This window comes from Bacillus marinisedimentorum, from assembly GCF_001644195.2.
Taxonomy (GTDB): Bacteria; Bacillota; Bacilli; order Bacillales; family Bacillaceae_O; genus Bacillus_BL; species Bacillus_BL marinisedimentorum.
The window spans coordinates 82,576-97,400 of the sequence record NZ_LWBL02000013.1 but is presented as its reverse complement, the minus strand read 5'-3'; the positions used below and the strand labels follow the sequence as shown (position 1 = coordinate 97,400).

15 protein-coding genes are annotated in these 14,825 nt (G+C 45.1%); 8 read left to right on the top strand and 7 right to left on the bottom strand.

Translation table 11 applies throughout. The annotated features are described in order from the left end of the window. Positions 1-89: 89 nt before the first annotated feature. Positions 90-1,550, top strand: coding sequence for a nicotinate phosphoribosyltransferase (locus A4U59_RS04010; protein ID WP_070119913.1), 1,461 nt, complete (start codon positions 90-92; stop codon positions 1,548-1,550). A gap of 629 nt (positions 1,551-2,179) precedes the next feature. On the opposite strand, the gene A4U59_RS04000 is transcribed toward A4U59_RS04010, so the two are convergent. Continuing rightward, a complete protein-coding gene (locus A4U59_RS04000; RefSeq protein ID WP_070119909.1) occupies positions 2,180-2,590 on the bottom strand; it encodes a FixH family protein in 411 nt (136 codons plus the stop codon). Positions 2,591-2,641: 51 nt separating this feature from the next. Next, entirely contained in the window at positions 2,642-3,226 is a 585-nt protein-coding gene (locus tag A4U59_RS03995; protein ID WP_070119970.1) for an SCO family protein, read from the bottom strand. 211 nt (positions 3,227-3,437) lie between these two features. On the opposite strand from A4U59_RS03995, the gene A4U59_RS03990 reads away from it, so the two are divergent. Both A4U59_RS03990 and aceA read left to right on the top strand, forming a co-directional pair. Beyond that, positions 3,438-4,382: a carbohydrate kinase family protein gene (locus tag A4U59_RS03990; protein ID WP_157888131.1), complete on the top strand. Its 945-nt coding sequence runs from the start codon at positions 3,438-3,440 to the stop codon at positions 4,380-4,382. Positions 4,383-4,760: 378 nt separating this feature from the next. After that, positions 4,761-6,047, top strand: coding sequence for an isocitrate lyase (gene aceA / locus A4U59_RS03985; RefSeq protein ID WP_070119905.1), 1,287 nt, complete (start codon positions 4,761-4,763; stop codon positions 6,045-6,047). 437 nt (positions 6,048-6,484) lie between these two features. Here aceA and A4U59_RS03980 read toward each other — a convergent pair whose 3' ends face one another. The 3 genes from A4U59_RS03980 to A4U59_RS03970 form a co-directional block, all read right to left on the bottom strand. Continuing rightward, positions 6,485-6,715: an IDEAL domain-containing protein gene (locus A4U59_RS03980; protein WP_070119904.1), complete on the bottom strand. Its 231-nt coding sequence runs from the start codon at positions 6,713-6,715 to the stop codon at positions 6,485-6,487. An 84-nt stretch (positions 6,716-6,799) separates the two neighbouring features. Further along, positions 6,800-7,276: a hypothetical protein gene (locus A4U59_RS03975; RefSeq protein WP_070119902.1), complete on the bottom strand. Its 477-nt coding sequence runs from the start codon at positions 7,274-7,276 to the stop codon at positions 6,800-6,802. Between the two features lie 61 nt (positions 7,277-7,337). Then, positions 7,338-7,814 carry a DUF3939 domain-containing protein gene (locus A4U59_RS03970; protein WP_070119901.1) on the bottom strand — a complete coding sequence of 159 codons (477 nt, stop codon included), beginning with the start codon at positions 7,812-7,814 and terminating at the stop codon, positions 7,338-7,340. 159 nt (positions 7,815-7,973) lie between these two features. On the opposite strand from A4U59_RS03970, the gene A4U59_RS03965 reads away from it, so the two are divergent. The 3 genes from A4U59_RS03965 to A4U59_RS03955 all read left to right on the top strand — a co-directional run bounded on the left by A4U59_RS03965 (position 7,974) and on the right by A4U59_RS03955 (position 11,917). Then, positions 7,974-8,969, top strand: a complete 996-nt coding sequence (locus A4U59_RS03965; RefSeq protein ID WP_070119899.1) for a zinc-binding dehydrogenase — start codon at positions 7,974-7,976, stop codon at positions 8,967-8,969. Between the two features lie 144 nt (positions 8,970-9,113). After that, on the top strand, positions 9,114-9,632 hold the full coding sequence (locus A4U59_RS03960; RefSeq protein ID WP_083270645.1) for a competence protein ComK: 519 nt from the start codon (positions 9,114-9,116) through the stop codon (positions 9,630-9,632). A 596-nt stretch (positions 9,633-10,228) separates the two neighbouring features. Further along, positions 10,229-11,917 carry a M3 family oligoendopeptidase gene (locus A4U59_RS03955; protein WP_070119966.1) on the top strand — a complete coding sequence of 563 codons (1,689 nt, stop codon included), beginning with the start codon at positions 10,229-10,231 and terminating at the stop codon, positions 11,915-11,917. Between the two features lie 57 nt (positions 11,918-11,974). Here the strand turns inward: A4U59_RS03955 and A4U59_RS03950 are convergent, their stop codons facing one another. Both A4U59_RS03950 and A4U59_RS03945 read right to left on the bottom strand, forming a co-directional pair. Continuing rightward, positions 11,975-12,361 (bottom strand): YhjD family protein, encoded by a 387-nt coding sequence (locus A4U59_RS03950; protein ID WP_070119897.1) that lies wholly within the window; start codon positions 12,359-12,361, stop codon positions 11,975-11,977. 195 nt (positions 12,362-12,556) lie between these two features. Further along, positions 12,557-12,868 (bottom strand): winged helix-turn-helix transcriptional regulator, encoded by a 312-nt coding sequence (locus A4U59_RS03945; protein WP_070119895.1) that lies wholly within the window; start codon positions 12,866-12,868, stop codon positions 12,557-12,559. A gap of 247 nt (positions 12,869-13,115) precedes the next feature. On the opposite strand from A4U59_RS03945, the gene A4U59_RS03940 reads away from it, so the two are divergent. Beyond that, positions 13,116-13,742, top strand: coding sequence for a TVP38/TMEM64 family protein (locus A4U59_RS03940; protein ID WP_070119893.1), 627 nt, complete (start codon positions 13,116-13,118; stop codon positions 13,740-13,742). Between the two features lie 111 nt (positions 13,743-13,853). Continuing rightward, positions 13,854-14,414, top strand: coding sequence for a signal peptidase I (gene lepB, locus A4U59_RS03935; protein WP_070119891.1), 561 nt, complete (start codon positions 13,854-13,856; stop codon positions 14,412-14,414). Positions 14,415-14,825 lie beyond the last annotated feature (411 nt).

The window sequence follows — 14,825 nt, the reverse complement described above, 5'->3', positions numbered from 1 at the left end:
CAGCTGAACTGAATTTTCACTATTTCTTTTAAAATATGACTGCCAATTGGATAAAGCGATGTACCTGAACGACAGGAGGAGTGATGGGGATGAATAAGTTTGTGGATGACAGTCATGCTCTACATACGGACTTGTATCAAATAAATATGGCGCAGGTGTATTTTGAGGACGGGTTCCATGAGAAAAAAGCGGTATTTGATGTCTTTTTCCGAAGCCTGCCGTTCGGAAATGGTTATGCCGTCTTTGCGGGGCTTGAACGGGTAGTTTCATTTGTGAATGATTTTCATTTCAGTGAAACGGATATCGGGTATTTGCGAGAACTCGGTTATGACGAAGAGTTCCTTGACTATTTAAGCGGCATGCGCTTCACCGGGAACATCCGGTCCATGAAAGAGGGGGAGCTGGTCTTTGGCAATGAACCGATCATGCGAATTGAAGCGCCGATCGGGGAAGCCCAGATTCTTGAGACAGCGCTTTTGAATATCGTGAACTATCAAACCTTGATTGCGACCAAAGCCTCCCGTATCAAACAGACTGCCAAAAAGCAGCTGTTCATGGAATTCGGTTCTAGGCGGGCCCATGAATTCGATGCTGCGATTTGGGGAACAAGAGCGGCATATATTGGCGGATTTGACGCAACCAGCAACGTCCGGGCCGGAAAGATGTTCGGGCTGCCTGTCGCCGGCACACATGCACACTCAATGGTCCAGGCTTACAGGGATGAATATACCGCATTCAAAAAATACGCGGAAACCCATAAGGACTGCACCTTTTTGGTCGACACGTATGATACGCTGAAAAGCGGAGTCCCGAACGCCATTCGGGTGGCGGACGAAATGGGAGAAGCAATAAACTTCAAGAGCATCCGGCTCGACAGCGGAGACCTTGCTTATCTGTCAAAGAAGGCGAGAGTGATGCTGGATGAAGCGGGATACACGGATACAACTATTGTTGCGAGTAATGATCTGGATGAAGAGACGATTTTGAATTTGAAAATGCAGGGTGCTGAAATAGATGCATGGGGTGTCGGTACAAAGCTTATCACCGCATTTGACCAGCCGGCGCTCGGGGCGGTTTATAAACTTGTTTCCATTGAAGAAGACGGGAAGATGACCGATACCATAAAAATATCCGGAAATCCAGAAAAAGTGACAACGCCGGGCAAAAAGCGGGTATACCGGATCATCAATAGAGCAAACGGCAAATCGGAAGGTGATTACATCGCGCTTGAACACGAAAGGCCGTGGGAGGAGAAACGGCTTAATATGTTCCATCCGGTCCATACGTATATTTCAAAATTCATCACCCATTTTGAAGCGAAAGAGCTCCATGTGGATGTGTTTAAATCGGGTAAGCGAGTCTATGAATTTCCGGAACTGAAAGATTCAAGAGCATACCTGGAAGAAAACCTGGCGCTGCTGTGGGATGAATACAAGCGGCTTTTGAATCCGCACGAATATCCGGTGGACTTGAGCAGAGAATGCTGGGAAAACAAAATGCGGAATATCGAGAATGTTAAAAAGAGTGTTGCAGAGATGGGTAAGGATTAAGCCGAATCGTATCCTTTTTAAAGTATAAAATATCCCCCTTACAGAATCTCCGAACGTGAAAGCCCACTCCTTTAGGTGGGGGATGAGAGTGAGGTCAAATACGGAGCACCCCTTATAAACCGAAGGTTTGGGGTGCAGTGTGGGTGAGGGGGGATACTTATTCCCTCAACAAAACTGGAATCCTTGTAAATACTATAAATAATAAGAAGAACAGCATGCCGAACGGTGGATTTTCGGTTTGCTGTTCTTCTTTTCTTGATGTTAAGGAAATTATAAAATTTTCGCGTTGTGAATAAGAATCCGGAAGGGAGTCATCCAGATCCAGGCGCCAGCGGTTATCGTCATAAGCGGTGACCCCCTCCAGAAGGAAAAATCCCCTCCTGCGGCTCATCTCTGTCCGATTCATAAAAGTGCAGAATTGTGAATGAAGGAGGCGGAATGATGTGACGGCTTTAGGGACTTATGGCCCATGGTTGCCTGGCAATTGCGAGGCAATTGCCAGGCAACATCCCGGACATCACAAAAAAAAGTAACAGTCCAATTCAATTGTGAAATGGACTGTTACTTGTGGTGCTGTTGAAATTTATACTCATAAACCGTACCTATACATCACATATAAAGGGGAGTCCTCATTCAGTGACAGTAAAAGAATGCTTTTCCATCAAATGCATGCCGCGGGCGTCAATATGATAATACATGGAGTATGCGCCCTGGGTTCCGAACGATTTTGAGAGGGTATAGATCCCGTCTTCACTGTGCTCGATCGGAATCATTTCATGTTCTTCGTCTTCTTTTTCATCTGGCCAAATTTCAAATCGGACATCGGCATCCTCTATCGGTTCACCTGCTTCTGTGACTTTTACTTCAAATGTGATCTCTTCACCAGTTTTGGCTTCTTGAGGTGCAATGGAGAAGGATGCTTCAGGGAACGCCAAGTCATCTTCTCCGGCAGCTTCATTTTTCTCTTCCTGGCCGCAGGCAGTGAGGGCAACTAAGAAAAAGATGGAAATGATTATTGCAAAGAATCCTTTTTTAAACATGCTGGAAGCTCAACTCCGTTAAATAAAATTATGTCATCCATTATTATACCACTAGTCGATTGTCCGCATGATTCTTTTATAAACGCGTTCTTTGTCAAACCCTTCACCCATGCCGAATTGTTCGATCAGCCTATTTTTATCATCAAGCAAATAGGTGTATGAAGAATGGATGAGAAAGCCGTTCCCGGGATCCCGATACATGAAACCGAATGAATCCGCTACGGCCTTCGTATCTTCTTCACTGCCGCGAAGCAATCTCCATCCTGAACCGGACTTGATCTTGAACGTGTCCGCGTATTGCTTCAAAACCGCCTGCGAATCACGTTTTGGATCGATCGTTATCGTAATGAACTCAATATCTTTACCAAAAACACCGCTTTTCTCAAACTGATCGCGCAGTTGCGTCATTCTGAAGGTTGTGGTCGGGCAAACATCCGGACAGTTCGTGTAAATGAATTCAATGAGCTTTACCTTATCCTTGCTGTCATTGTAAAAAGAATATTCCTCGCCATATGCCGTTTCCATCATCACATCAGGAACTTCAACTCCGCTTTGCCGCACCACCGTTAAATAGAAAACACCTGCACTAACACCGATCACAAGCAGGCTTATGAACAGAATGTAAATTTTTTTCATCGTCATGTCGGATTCACCCCGGTAAGAATTTAAAAGATTACTATTCACTATTTATAACTATACAATAGTGAAATCCGTCGATGTAGGAGCCTCGGAAGAAAACGTTGAACATTATTTGAACATTTGGGTGCATCCTTTATTAGATTAATGGATTAGATGAACGGGTAATGAACATAAAGCGTTCACTACCAGGATGAAAAGAGGGATCATGATGAGAGGAATTGTGACGATGGGAGAAGCTCTCATTGAGTTTGTTCCACAGGATTATAATGAAATCACATACCGCAAAAGCCATGGCGGCGGACCTGCAAATGTCGCGGCAGCCCTCGGCAAACTGGGTGCCCCCGTTTCTTTTGTCGGAAAGATAGGGAACGATTTATTTGGCAAAGAAATGAAGGAAGCGCTGGAAGGATACGGTGTCGATACAACTGGGGTAACCATGACCTCAGCCGCCAAAACGGGTATTACGTTTGGAACATTCAATGCTGACAATAAGCTCCAGTTCAATTATTATACGAACGAAAGTGCTGAGCAGCAGCTTAAAGATGAAGATGTTTCGGCAGACCTTATTGATAAACACGAGATCCTGCACTTTGACTCTTTGCTTTTGATGAATAAACCATCAAGGGAAGCGGTCAAACATGCGGTCACCCATGCAAAAGAAAAAGGGCTTCTTATTTCCTTTGAAGCGAATGTCCGGATCGGCCTATGGGAACAAGAAGATGCAGCCCGGGAAACGCTGATGACGTTTATGATGGAAGCGGACATTTTGAAAATGACAGAAAAAGATCTTATTTTCCTGACCGGACAGGAAACAGCGGAACAGGGAATCGATGTTTTGGAACAGTATGATATAGAGCTTCTGGTCATTACAAAAAGCGAAGAGGGGAGCATTCTCGTCATTGACGGCAAAAAAGTGGAAATTCCGGCTTATCCTGTTAAGGAAGTTGACCTTACCGGTGCGGGAGATGCCTATACGGCAGGCCTTCTTTATCAACTTGCCGGCTCAGAAAAAGATGCTAAAGCTCTATCGGTGGAAGAAGCTGAAAAAATGTGCCGGTTTGCATCTGAAGCTGCTTCTCTGACCGTAAGCGGTGAAGGTGCAATGGCAAGCTTCCCGCAAAAGGAAAAAATAGAAGCAGAACTCAACAAATAAACAGTGAGCTGTACAGGTCCAAAAGCCCGTTAGCTTCGGTTATCCCGAAGCTAGCGGGCTTTTTTTACTGTTAAGGAAATTATAAATTTTTTGCGTTATGGATAAAAAGCGAGAAGGGAGTCATCCAGCTCCAGGCGCCAGCGGCTATCGCTTTTGTTCTGTCCCGATGACGTGGTGTTATCACATTTAAACCAAAGGAGGAAGGATCAGGTAAACAGTAAAAAAGACACAAATTAAAAAATTCTGAAAAAAGGGTAGCGTTATGCTGAAGTGTGTTATATAATAACAAATGTATTAAAAAACTGTATTATAACAGTAGATTAGTTGTTGATTTGTCGCATGGTTTTGAAATTTCACTCGGAAAGGGAGATTTATTCAATGAACAAACAGGACTTCATCAAAAAGACAGAAGAACGCTGGGCAATGGAAGAGAGATGGAAAGGCGTTGAACGCCCATACAGTGCAGAAGATGTGTGGAAACTGAAAGGGTCAATCGACATTGAACATACACTTGCGAAAAAAGGTGCAGAACGCCTGTGGGATCTCATGAAGGAAGAAGACTATGTGAATGCGCTGGGCGCGCTAACCGGAAACCAGGCTGTCCAGCAAGTGAAAGCCGGTCTGAAAGCCATCTATTTGAGCGGCTGGCAGGTAGCTGCAGATGCCAACCTTTCCGGTCAGATGTATCCGGACCAGAGCTTGTATCCGGCTAACAGTGTACCGTCCGTAGTCAAGCGCATCAATCAGGCTCTCCAGCGCGCCGACCAGATCGACCATATGGAAGGCAACGAAGGAACTTACTGGTTCGCTCCAATTGTCGCGGACGCAGAAGCAGGATTCGGCGGCCAGCTGAATGTATTCGAACTGATGAAAGGCATGATTGAGGCAGGTGCAGCAGGTGTCCACTTTGAGGACCAGCTCTCATCTGAAAAGAAGTGCGGCCACCTCGGCGGAAAAGTTTTGCTTCCGACTCAGACAGCTGTACGCAATCTCGTTTCAGCACGCCTTGCAGCCGATGTGATGGGTACTGAAACACTTGTCATCGCCCGTACGGATGCGAATGCTGCCGATATGATCACAAGTGATGTTGACCCGACTGATCACCAGTTCATTACAGGTGAGCGTACAGCAGAAGGGTTCCACCGTACAAACGCAGGTATCGACCAGGCGATTGCCCGCGGCCTTGCTTATGCTCCTTATGCAGATCTCATTTGGTGTGAAACATCGAAGCCGGATCTTGAGGAGGCCCGTCAATTCGCAGATGCCATCCATGAGAAGTTCCCTGACAAAATGCTTGCTTATAACTGTTCGCCGTCCTTTAACTGGGAGGCGAATCTCGATAAAGAGACAATCGCGAAATTCCAGCAGGAGCTTGGCAAAATGGGCTACAAGTTCCAATTCGTTACCCTTGCCGGATTCCATGCCCTTAACCACAGCATGTTTGAATTGGCCCGCGGCTACAAAGATCGCGGCATGGCTGCATACTCAGAGCTCCAGCAAGCTGAGTTTGCAAGTGAAAAACATGGTTACACAGCTACGCGCCATCAGCGTGAAGTCGGTACAGGCTACTTTGATGAAGTTTCTCAGGTTGTTTCAGGCGGAACTTCTTCCACAACCGCTTTGAAAGGTTCTACTGAAGCAGAGCAGTTTACAACAGCTAAGTAAACACCCGTACCCATATGATTGATCAGCATAAAAAAACAGTGCCAGATCTACCTGGTACTGTTTTTTTGCTGTTAAAGAAATTTTAAGCGTTGTGAATAAATAGCCAGTAAGGAATCGTCCTGCTCAAGGCGCCAGCGCCTATCATCATAGGCGGTGATCCCCTCCGGGAGGAAAGAGCACCTCCCTGCGGGTACCCCCGTTTATGCGTACGCCGCTAAGCGGGCGCCTTGCGCATTTGTTTTGTGCGTTCGGCAGAGAGGGCCGTTTGCATAAGCGAACGCTTTATTGATGAAACAAGAAAAATGCCAGGCATGCTCTTGCGGCACTGTATACGTCGAATTTTTTCAGTTTGGGGAGTTGTTCAGCATTTCAGACTTATGTAAAGCCAGGTCCGTAACCTGGCTTTCTGCAAGTTCTAAAGATGTGAAAGATGAGAATTAAGTGTTAAGCAACAGTTTGTTATATTGGCTGGAAAGCTTGACGAAGGATTCATAGTTACGGGTATCGAGTGCGTGATTAATTTTTTCTTCCAATTTTTCTTTACGGAAGTTGTGCAGTGATTCATCAAGAATCATCTGGACATACACCTCAAGCGCCTTGTTTCCTTTTTGCTGGCGCTTCATTGCCTGCTCTTTCATTTTCTCCTGATAAGATCTTTCGTTTTGCATGAACCTCACCCCAAAGTCCTTTTTGTTATTATATGTAGGTTCGGTCAAAAATTCAAGGATATTTTCTTATTATTCTGAAATTAATTAAAAAGGGGCTTTTCCTGTAAATAATAACAAAATGCCGGCTGCCAGAAGTATAAACGGCCAGAGGGCAATCGATAAAAACCCCTCAATCCCGATCATGAGAAAGAAAAATGCCGGGATGAGCGGCCAGAATGGAATTGGAGGTTCAGCACGTGCCGGCTGATTTGCTGCTGAAATGAAAAACAGTGCAAGAAAGGATAAAAACAGAAATAAAAAAAGCCATGGTTTGTCATTCTTTATGCCGATCAGGCTGATGGTGTCATACATAAACAGGGAAAGGGAAGAAAGAGCTGTCAGAAGGACGCCCTCATTTTGGACGTACAGCGATCTTTCCGAAAAAAAATACAGCATGAGCAGACTCATGCCGGTAAGCGGCAATGGCCAGAAGGCATCAAACAAGGAAATGTTGAGGATGAAGAATAATATCCCTGCAAGGATAAAGAGGCTTCCTGCAATCAAATGTTTTTGGCCGGACAACTTAGGCACCCCCTCTGCTACTATCCTATTCAAGAGGATGCGATTGTAGACAAACTTTTGCTCAGCGGGGTTTCCGGTGTGTGATTAAAAACTCTTCGTCAGTAAGATAAAAATCAATAGAGGGCCTTTCGCTTAACAGGCTGCGGCTCTCCAGCTTATAGTAGCTGACTTTCCGGTAGGGGTCTCCCTCAATATAAGGAAGTTCACCGGTCTCCTTAACGTAAGCATCAACGGCTGCCTGGACTTTATCAGTCTCTACACAGATTTCGCATTCATCTTCCTCGAAAATCTCATAAGTGGCACGTGACATGTACAACTTTCTCTCCGGAATTCCATGAAGGTAAGGGGCAAGAAGCTCGTAATCAATCGTGTTGTCCTCTTTTACAAGAATGCTTGAATAGACTCCTTTAGGAGCATTGTCTGCAAATGCCCTGACAGCTTCCCGGACATCTTGTAAGCTTGCATTAATGACCGGCAGCTTCTTTTTGGACGGGGGAACATCTCCTTGCGTTTTATCTTTTCGTCTCCAGCCAAGCATGTCAATCACGCTCCTTCACTTATATTTTCCGCTTTTCTGAATATTTTTGCAAGTGGATGTATGCCTTTAATTAGCCGGCTGCCAAAAAAGGAATTAAACCGTGCAATCAAGAAAACAATGTATAGAGCCCCTGCACAGTATGCAAAAGGAGGAAGATCAATGAAAGCATTTGTTCATGAAGAACATAAAGGAATCAACGGAATCAAACTGAAGGAAATGCCGGAACCAGAACCGGAACAGGGTGAAGTGAAGGTGCGCTTGAAAAGGGCGGGTCTCAACCACCGGGATCTATTTGTTCCATACCGGCGTGAAGACGGGGATCCGCCAGTTGTACTGGGCTCGGATGGAACGGGTGTAATCGCTTCAGTCGGTGAAGGGGTTGAAAACTGGAAGGCCGGTGACGAAGTAGTAATCAATCCGGGCATCGGGTGGAAGGAAAAAAGCCCGGCACCGCCCGAAGGATTCGATATCCTCGGTGTACCGACGGACGGAACATTTGCGGAGTACACCGTCGTGCCGGCTGATAATATTGAAAGAAAACCGGAGTATCTCAGCTGGGATGAAGCCGGCGTGCTGCCGCTCGCAGCCCTGACCGCTTATCGCGTCCTTTTCACCAGGGGACAGGTGAAAGCCGGTGATACCGTATTCATCCCCGGTATCGGCAGCGGTGTTGCGACATACCTGCTGTTGTTCGCTAAGGCGGCTGGCGCCCGTGTCATCGTCACTTCCCGAAAAGAATCCAAATTGGAAAAAGCACGGGCGATAGGAGCGGACCTTGCGATTAACAGTAACAGCGACTGGCAAAAAGAGCTTGAAGGAGAAATGATCGACATTGTTATTGAAAGTGTAGGCGCCGCTACGTTCGATCGGTCGCTCGCAATACTTAAAAAGGGAGGTACGATTGTCACATTCGGTGCATCGGCCGGCGATGAGATCAAAATCAACATCCGTTCCTTTTTTTACGGCCAATATAACCTTCTTGGTTCTACCATGGGAAGCAGAGAAGAGTTCAAGGAGATGCTGGCATTTATCGAAAAACATAAAATTAAGCCGGTCCTTGACAAAGTATTTTCACTTGAGGAAGCGGATAAAGCTTTTTCGTATATCGATCAGGCAGAGCAATTTGGAAAAGTGGGCATTAATATAGAAGGATAGACATGAATCCCGCCTTTTGACAGGCGGGATTTGTTGATTTGTACATAAATGTAAAAAACAACAAGGAAATAAACCCAGAAAATTCAGAATTTGTTAAAATAAACCTACGCCTATTATCCTGATCCGGTGAAAGGAGTGGTCCCTGTGGAAGCAACAACATATCCCCTGCCCAAAAATACGTTTGAAGTGAATGTGGAGACAATGGCAGTCATTGCAGAAAAAGATGACTGCGGTGAAATGTACACAAAAGTGATACAAGTCAAAGATGAGTTTTCGGTCGGTATGCGACCTCTTGCCATCATTGAAAAAAGCTGCCGTTACTTTGGCTCCAGCCTGAAAGGACGGCAGGATGGAACAAGGGAGATAACCGGCTTCACTCATAAAGCACCGGTTGCGATCGATCCTGCAAGCGGCATCTATATGTTTCCGACACTCTCCCCCTATAAAGAGGAGTGCTCATGGCTGTCCCATTCATATATCAAACAGCTCGAAGCAATGGATGCATACCGGACAAAAATCGTTTTTTTGAATGATAAGGAAGTTATCCTGAACGTTTCTAAAGGATCATTTGAAAACCAGCTTCACCGCACCGCCCAATTCCGTTTCTTGCTGTCTGAAAAAATCAAATCTCTCACTTTTGCCGGTGTGAAAGAACCGGGATAAACCGGCAAGCCCCTCTCCCGGCCGCTTGTTTTCCCCTGCCGTCCACATCTTCTCCGTAAGCCTGCTGTCCGGCGCAGCGGTTCAGCTCCTGTCTTTACTTCCCCGCAATGTTTCTTAATGTTTGGCTCTGCTCCACTGGATTATCGATCTAGAAATATCTAGACAAAGGAATCTGTGATACTTCTCGAAAATGCTTTCAAATTTCTTTCATGCGATGAGGAGTCAAGAAAGCTTATTAAAAGTCCTGACAGAAGAACGAACGAGACAAAACCGCAGCAAGTTTGAACGGGAAGGCTTGATAATGAGAAAGCCTTCGCTAAGGGCTGCCGCGTCCTGCGGCAACTAGAGAGTCCTCCAGATCCTGTGCAACTGCGGAAAAGGAGCCGATTCTCTTGTCAACGAATATTTCATTTTATAAGAACAAGGCCTAATATCAACAATAAGGTCTGACACAGGCATTTATGCTGACGAATAGATGTTTTTGAGCTCTGATACAATTTTTTCAAGGCAGCCTCCATTTCACAAGGAAGCTTCTTTTGCCTGAAAGGTTTATAATAGAAAGGACTATTCATGAACCAGAGAAAGGAGCTGGGATTGTGGGCTCATTTTACATTGAAGCGCCGGGACTCCAAAACCCTGAAGAACTAAAGAAAAAGCTTGACGAACTGCTGGACATGCCGGTTCATTCGGCTGAGGAGCTGAAGGCTGTTCTGCTGAAGCAATCGTCGTTTTTTGATAAAGTCGAGGAATTGCTGACAGGGCATTATATCCAGTTTCAGCGGAACAACTCTGATCAGAAGGCTAAAGAGCAGTTTGAGCATGATCAGGAAACGCTTCTGCCGATCTTGAAGGATTACGAAGCGAAATTGGATGAGGCTTTCTATAACAGTCCTTACCGCGAAAAACTGGATGCATCCTTCGGCCTGTTCAGCAAGAGCAAACGGAATGCCATTGAGCTGTTCCGCCGGGAGAATATTCCGCTCGAGGTTGAGGAAGACCGGCTGAACACCCGGTACTTTGAAATTACGGGCGGGATGACGGTCACATGGGACGGGAAAGAGAAGACGCTCAGCCAGATGCAAATGTTTTTGCAAAACCCTGACCGCACAATTCGGGAAACAGCATGGAAAGCTATCCAGCAAGAAATGCTGTCTTATAAAGATGACTTACAGGAAATCATGGACCGTCTTATAGAAATCCGGCAGGAAAAAGCAAGGAATGCCGGACTTGATAACTACCGTGATTATATGTTCAAAAAATATGAGCGATATTCCTATACACCGGAAGATTGCTATGAACTTGCAAGCGCTGTGAGGGAACATGTCGTACCACTGAAGGAAAAATTGGATCATGCACACCGCGAAAAACTTGGTGTTGATACATATCGCCCCTGGGATACAGAAGCCGTCCTGCCGGGCGAGCAGCCTTTAAAGCCGGTTGACAGTACGGATCAGCTCGTAAGCGGCAGCATTATGATTTTTAAGCAGCTTGATCCCGCTTTTGCGCATCTGGTTGAAACGATGAGTGCGGAAGGCCTGCTTGATTTGGACAGCCGGAAAAACAAGTCCCCCGGCGGCTTTTGTTCAGAGCTTCCCCTTACCGGACTGTCGTTCATTTTTATGAATGCAGCCAATACCCATGATGATGTCGTCACATTTCTGCATGAAATGGGACATTGCATCCATAATGACATGAAGAAAGATATTGAATTAAACAAATACAGGGAGACACCAATGGAGTCTTCGGAGCTTGCCAGCATGGCAATGGAATTGTTCACAATGGATTACTGGGATATGTTTTACAGTACGGAAGAGGAACTGAAGCGCGCCAAGCGTGAGCAGCTTGAAGGCATTATCCGCTTTTTGCCGTGGGGTGTCACGATTGACCAGTTCCAGCATTGGATGTATGAAAATCCGGATCATTCAACAGATGAACGGAACAGCAAGTTTTTTGAGCTTGCCGGCAGCCTTTCGGCAAGTGCAGTCAATTGGGCCGGTTATGAAGAAGAGCTGCGGAATAGATGGCTGAGGCAGCTTCATATTTTTGAGGTTCCGTTTTATTATATTGAATATGTAATCGCCCAGCTCGGCGCTGTCCAGCTTTACAGGCTGTTCAAAGAGGACAAGGCGGCAGCACTTGCCGGCTACCGTAAAGCTTTATCGCTGGGTAATTCTGTTTCTCTGCAGGAAGTATACGAAGCTGCTGGAATCCGCTTTGATTTTACAGCCGGCATGGTGAAGGACCTTATGGCATTTATGCAGGAGGAACTGGCGGCACTTTCATAAAAATGATTGGATTGGCCGCTTTCACACCCCCGGCTGTCTGTTTGACAGCCGGGGGAATCAGTGTGAAGAGAGGTCTTTTTGTTTTGCGGTGCCGGCTGCCGATAAATAGGTGCGAAGGAGCTCCTCCACATTATTGCGGATCCGCGGATTGAAGTAGTTGTGCAATTCCTCGCGTCCATTGTATACAAATGTATAACTTGTGAAGGCTTCATCACGTTCCCCTTCAAACACTTTCCAATTGCGTTTCTGCATCTTGAATTTTATATCGCGTAAATCCTGGCTGGCACGGAGTATGGCGGTTTCAATCAGTTCCAGATAAGGCTTTTTCAGCTTGAACGGACTCACCTCAACTTGCCGCATATCCAAATTCAGCACTTTTACGACCATCGGCAAAAAAATGTACTGCTCAAATAGCTTCCGGTCCTCATCTGGAATATGAAGCATGTGCACCACTCTCCTTCTGACACGAACGTTTGTTTGGTATTATTATACGCAGGAAAAGGTCCTGTATGCAACCTGATTTCAATAGAGAAATTTTTACAGGTAAGACGGCTCCTTTTTCGCAGCAATATAAAAAGCGCATTCCTAAAGCGGGAATGCGCTGTTATTATGCCGTGTATCCATAAAAAATATTTGGGTTTACTGGACCCAGTCCTCTGCCCAGCTCTGGATTGCCGTCATCACCGGCTCCAGGGCTTTTCCCTTTTCAGTCAGCTGGTACTCTATCCGGACAGGCGTGTCGGGAAATACTTTTCGAACGATAATGCCTGATGCCTCCAGTTGTTTCAGACGATCGACTAGCATTTTGTCACTCATATTCGGTATATATTCAGATATATCTTTGAAGCGTTTTGGCGAATCGAGCAAAACATTGATGATCAGCCCGGTCCAGCGCCTCCCCAGTATTTCAAATGCCGTTTCAAATTTAGGACATAGCTGGATCTGCTGCATGAAACCACCCCCTGTATGGATCCCCGAAAACTTTTTTGCCGTTTACGTGAATCTCTAGTGCCTTTTCTCTAGTATAAAAAAAGTTTTGAAATGGAACATTATGTTTTTAAGTAAAGTTGTGATGAAAATAGGAATTTTTTTGTATGGTTGAAGATGTTCACAAGATGGGAATGTACAAAGTAATATAGTACACTTTAGGTAGACGGGGTATTTGACGAAGCATTTGATTTGCGAGGGGAAATGAACGATGGACTTTGACATTGAATGGATAAAAGAGTATTTCACAATTGAAAATATGATTGAGATGTTAGGTGAATATCGGGCGCTCGGTCCGCTTCCGGGAATATTGCTGCCTATGATCGAAGCTTTCCTGCCGATTTTTCCCCTCGTATTGTTTGTTATGGCCAACGCTGCGGCTTTCGGATTATGGAAAGGCTTCATCCTTTCATGGACCGGGGCGGTACTTGGTGCAACGCTCGTTTTTCTCATCATCCGCAAACTCGGACAGCAGCGGTTCTTCCGGTTCATCCGCAAACATCCGCAGGTCCAAAAACTGATGAACTGGGTTGAAAGGCATGGATTTGGCCCGCTGTTCCTGCTGCTGTGCTTCCCTTTTTCACCTTCTGCCATCATCAATGTCGTTGCAGGGTTATCGAGGATAAGCATCTATCAATTTTTATTGGCAGTTATGCTCGGAAAAGTGGTGATGATCTTCACTATTTCATATATTGGTTATGATATCATGTCGTGGATCCGGAACCCGGCCAAATCCATTATCATCCTCATTTCCATCACCTTGTTATGGCTGGTGGGCAAAAGGATTGAGAAAAGACTGCAAAGAAATGTGAAGTCCAGAGCCGATCACTCTTCCTGATCTTGTCAAAATTACAGCGCTTTTGTCATTTCTCGGGAAATAACCCGGGTAAATTGTCAGATAAATCTGTATACTGTTATACTTGGTCTAGGGAGTAAAATAGGGAAAAGGATGCTGGTTCATTTGAAAGAGAAGAACAAATTTTACTGGATAAGAACAATTGCACTGGCTATCATTGTGGCCTTCATCTTTCGAATGTACTTGTTTACAAGCTACATCGTTGAAGGCGAATCCATGTTCCCGACCCTTGAAGACGGCAATTTGCTCATTGTGAATAAAATAGAATATCACATTGATGAAATTGACCGGTTTGATGTCATCGTGTTCCATGCCAATGAAACAGATGATTATGTAAAAAGGGTCATCGGGCTTCCAGGCGATGAAATAGCCTATCGGGATGATGTTCTTTATGTAAATGGGGAGGCATACAAAGAACCTTATCTGAAGGAAAATAAAAAAGAGTTATTTTCCGGACAGTTGACCGGAAGCTTTACTCTTGAAGAATTGACGGGCTTTGAAAAAGTGCCGGAAGGCCATGTGTTTGTCATTGGCGACAATCGGAGAGGGAGCCATGACAGCAGGCATTTCGGTTTCATCCAGGAGGACGAGGTAGTCGGCAAAGTCAATCTCCGCTACTGGCCAATGGAGCAATGGGCCATTACATTTAAATAAAGCAATCCAAATTTGTGTGCTGATATTCAAAAAAAAACGAGAAAGCCGTATCGGTTTCCGCAAGTAGTTCCAATTGAATAGCAAATGAATTAACATATCAATTAACTTCGTAATTGGTATGATTTTTTATATTGATATATCGACATAAACTTTTTAATTAATTATTATAAGGGCAGGATTGTGGAGTAAGGAAGTATTATATTTTCCATCCTGGCCCTCGCCCGTTTCTTTCCGCTACAGGCATTCGTTTTCATCACGGGCACAAGTGCGACATCCGTTGCAGCGGAAATCAACTCCTTGTTTTAACATACAATGTATAAGAACAGGCTATAAACCAGACTTATTCAATTAAAAGGTACTTTGATTGGAAAGGGCCGACTGCCAAGCGTTTTTCGTTAGTTATAATGCTAT

What these genes read in the sequence shown, in the direction of transcription:
- A4U59_RS03980 (WP_070119904.1), bottom strand. Translation starts at nt 6,715, where the DNA reads ATGCAAAACGAAAGATCTTATCAGGAGAAAATGAAAGAGCAGGCAATG.
- A4U59_RS03950 (WP_070119897.1), bottom strand. Translation starts at nt 12,361, where the DNA reads ATGCTTCATATTCCAGATGAGGACCGGAAGCTATTTGAGCAGTACATT.
- A4U59_RS03990 (WP_157888131.1), top strand. Translation starts at nt 3,438, where the DNA reads ATGAGAGGAATTGTGACGATGGGAGAAGCTCTCATTGAGTTTGTTCCA.
- aceA (WP_070119905.1), top strand. Translation starts at nt 4,761, where the DNA reads ATGAACAAACAGGACTTCATCAAAAAGACAGAAGAACGCTGGGCAATG.
- A4U59_RS03995 (WP_070119970.1), bottom strand. Translation starts at nt 3,226, where the DNA reads ATGAAAAAAATTTACATTCTGTTCATAAGCCTGCTTGTGATCGGTGTT.
- A4U59_RS04000 (WP_070119909.1), bottom strand. Translation starts at nt 2,590, where the DNA reads ATGTTTAAAAAAGGATTCTTTGCAATAATCATTTCCATCTTTTTCTTA.
- A4U59_RS03945 (WP_070119895.1), bottom strand. Translation starts at nt 12,868, where the DNA reads ATGCAGCAGATCCAGCTATGTCCTAAATTTGAAACGGCATTTGAAATA.
- A4U59_RS03940 (WP_070119893.1), top strand. Translation starts at nt 13,116, where the DNA reads ATGGACTTTGACATTGAATGGATAAAAGAGTATTTCACAATTGAAAAT.
- A4U59_RS03970 (WP_070119901.1), bottom strand. Translation starts at nt 7,814, where the DNA reads ATGCTTGGCTGGAGACGAAAAGATAAAACGCAAGGAGATGTTCCCCCG.
- A4U59_RS04010 (WP_070119913.1), top strand. Translation starts at nt 90, where the DNA reads ATGAATAAGTTTGTGGATGACAGTCATGCTCTACATACGGACTTGTAT.
- lepB (WP_070119891.1), top strand. Translation starts at nt 13,854, where the DNA reads ATGCTGGTTCATTTGAAAGAGAAGAACAAATTTTACTGGATAAGAACA.
- A4U59_RS03965 (WP_070119899.1), top strand. Translation starts at nt 7,974, where the DNA reads ATGAAAGCATTTGTTCATGAAGAACATAAAGGAATCAACGGAATCAAA.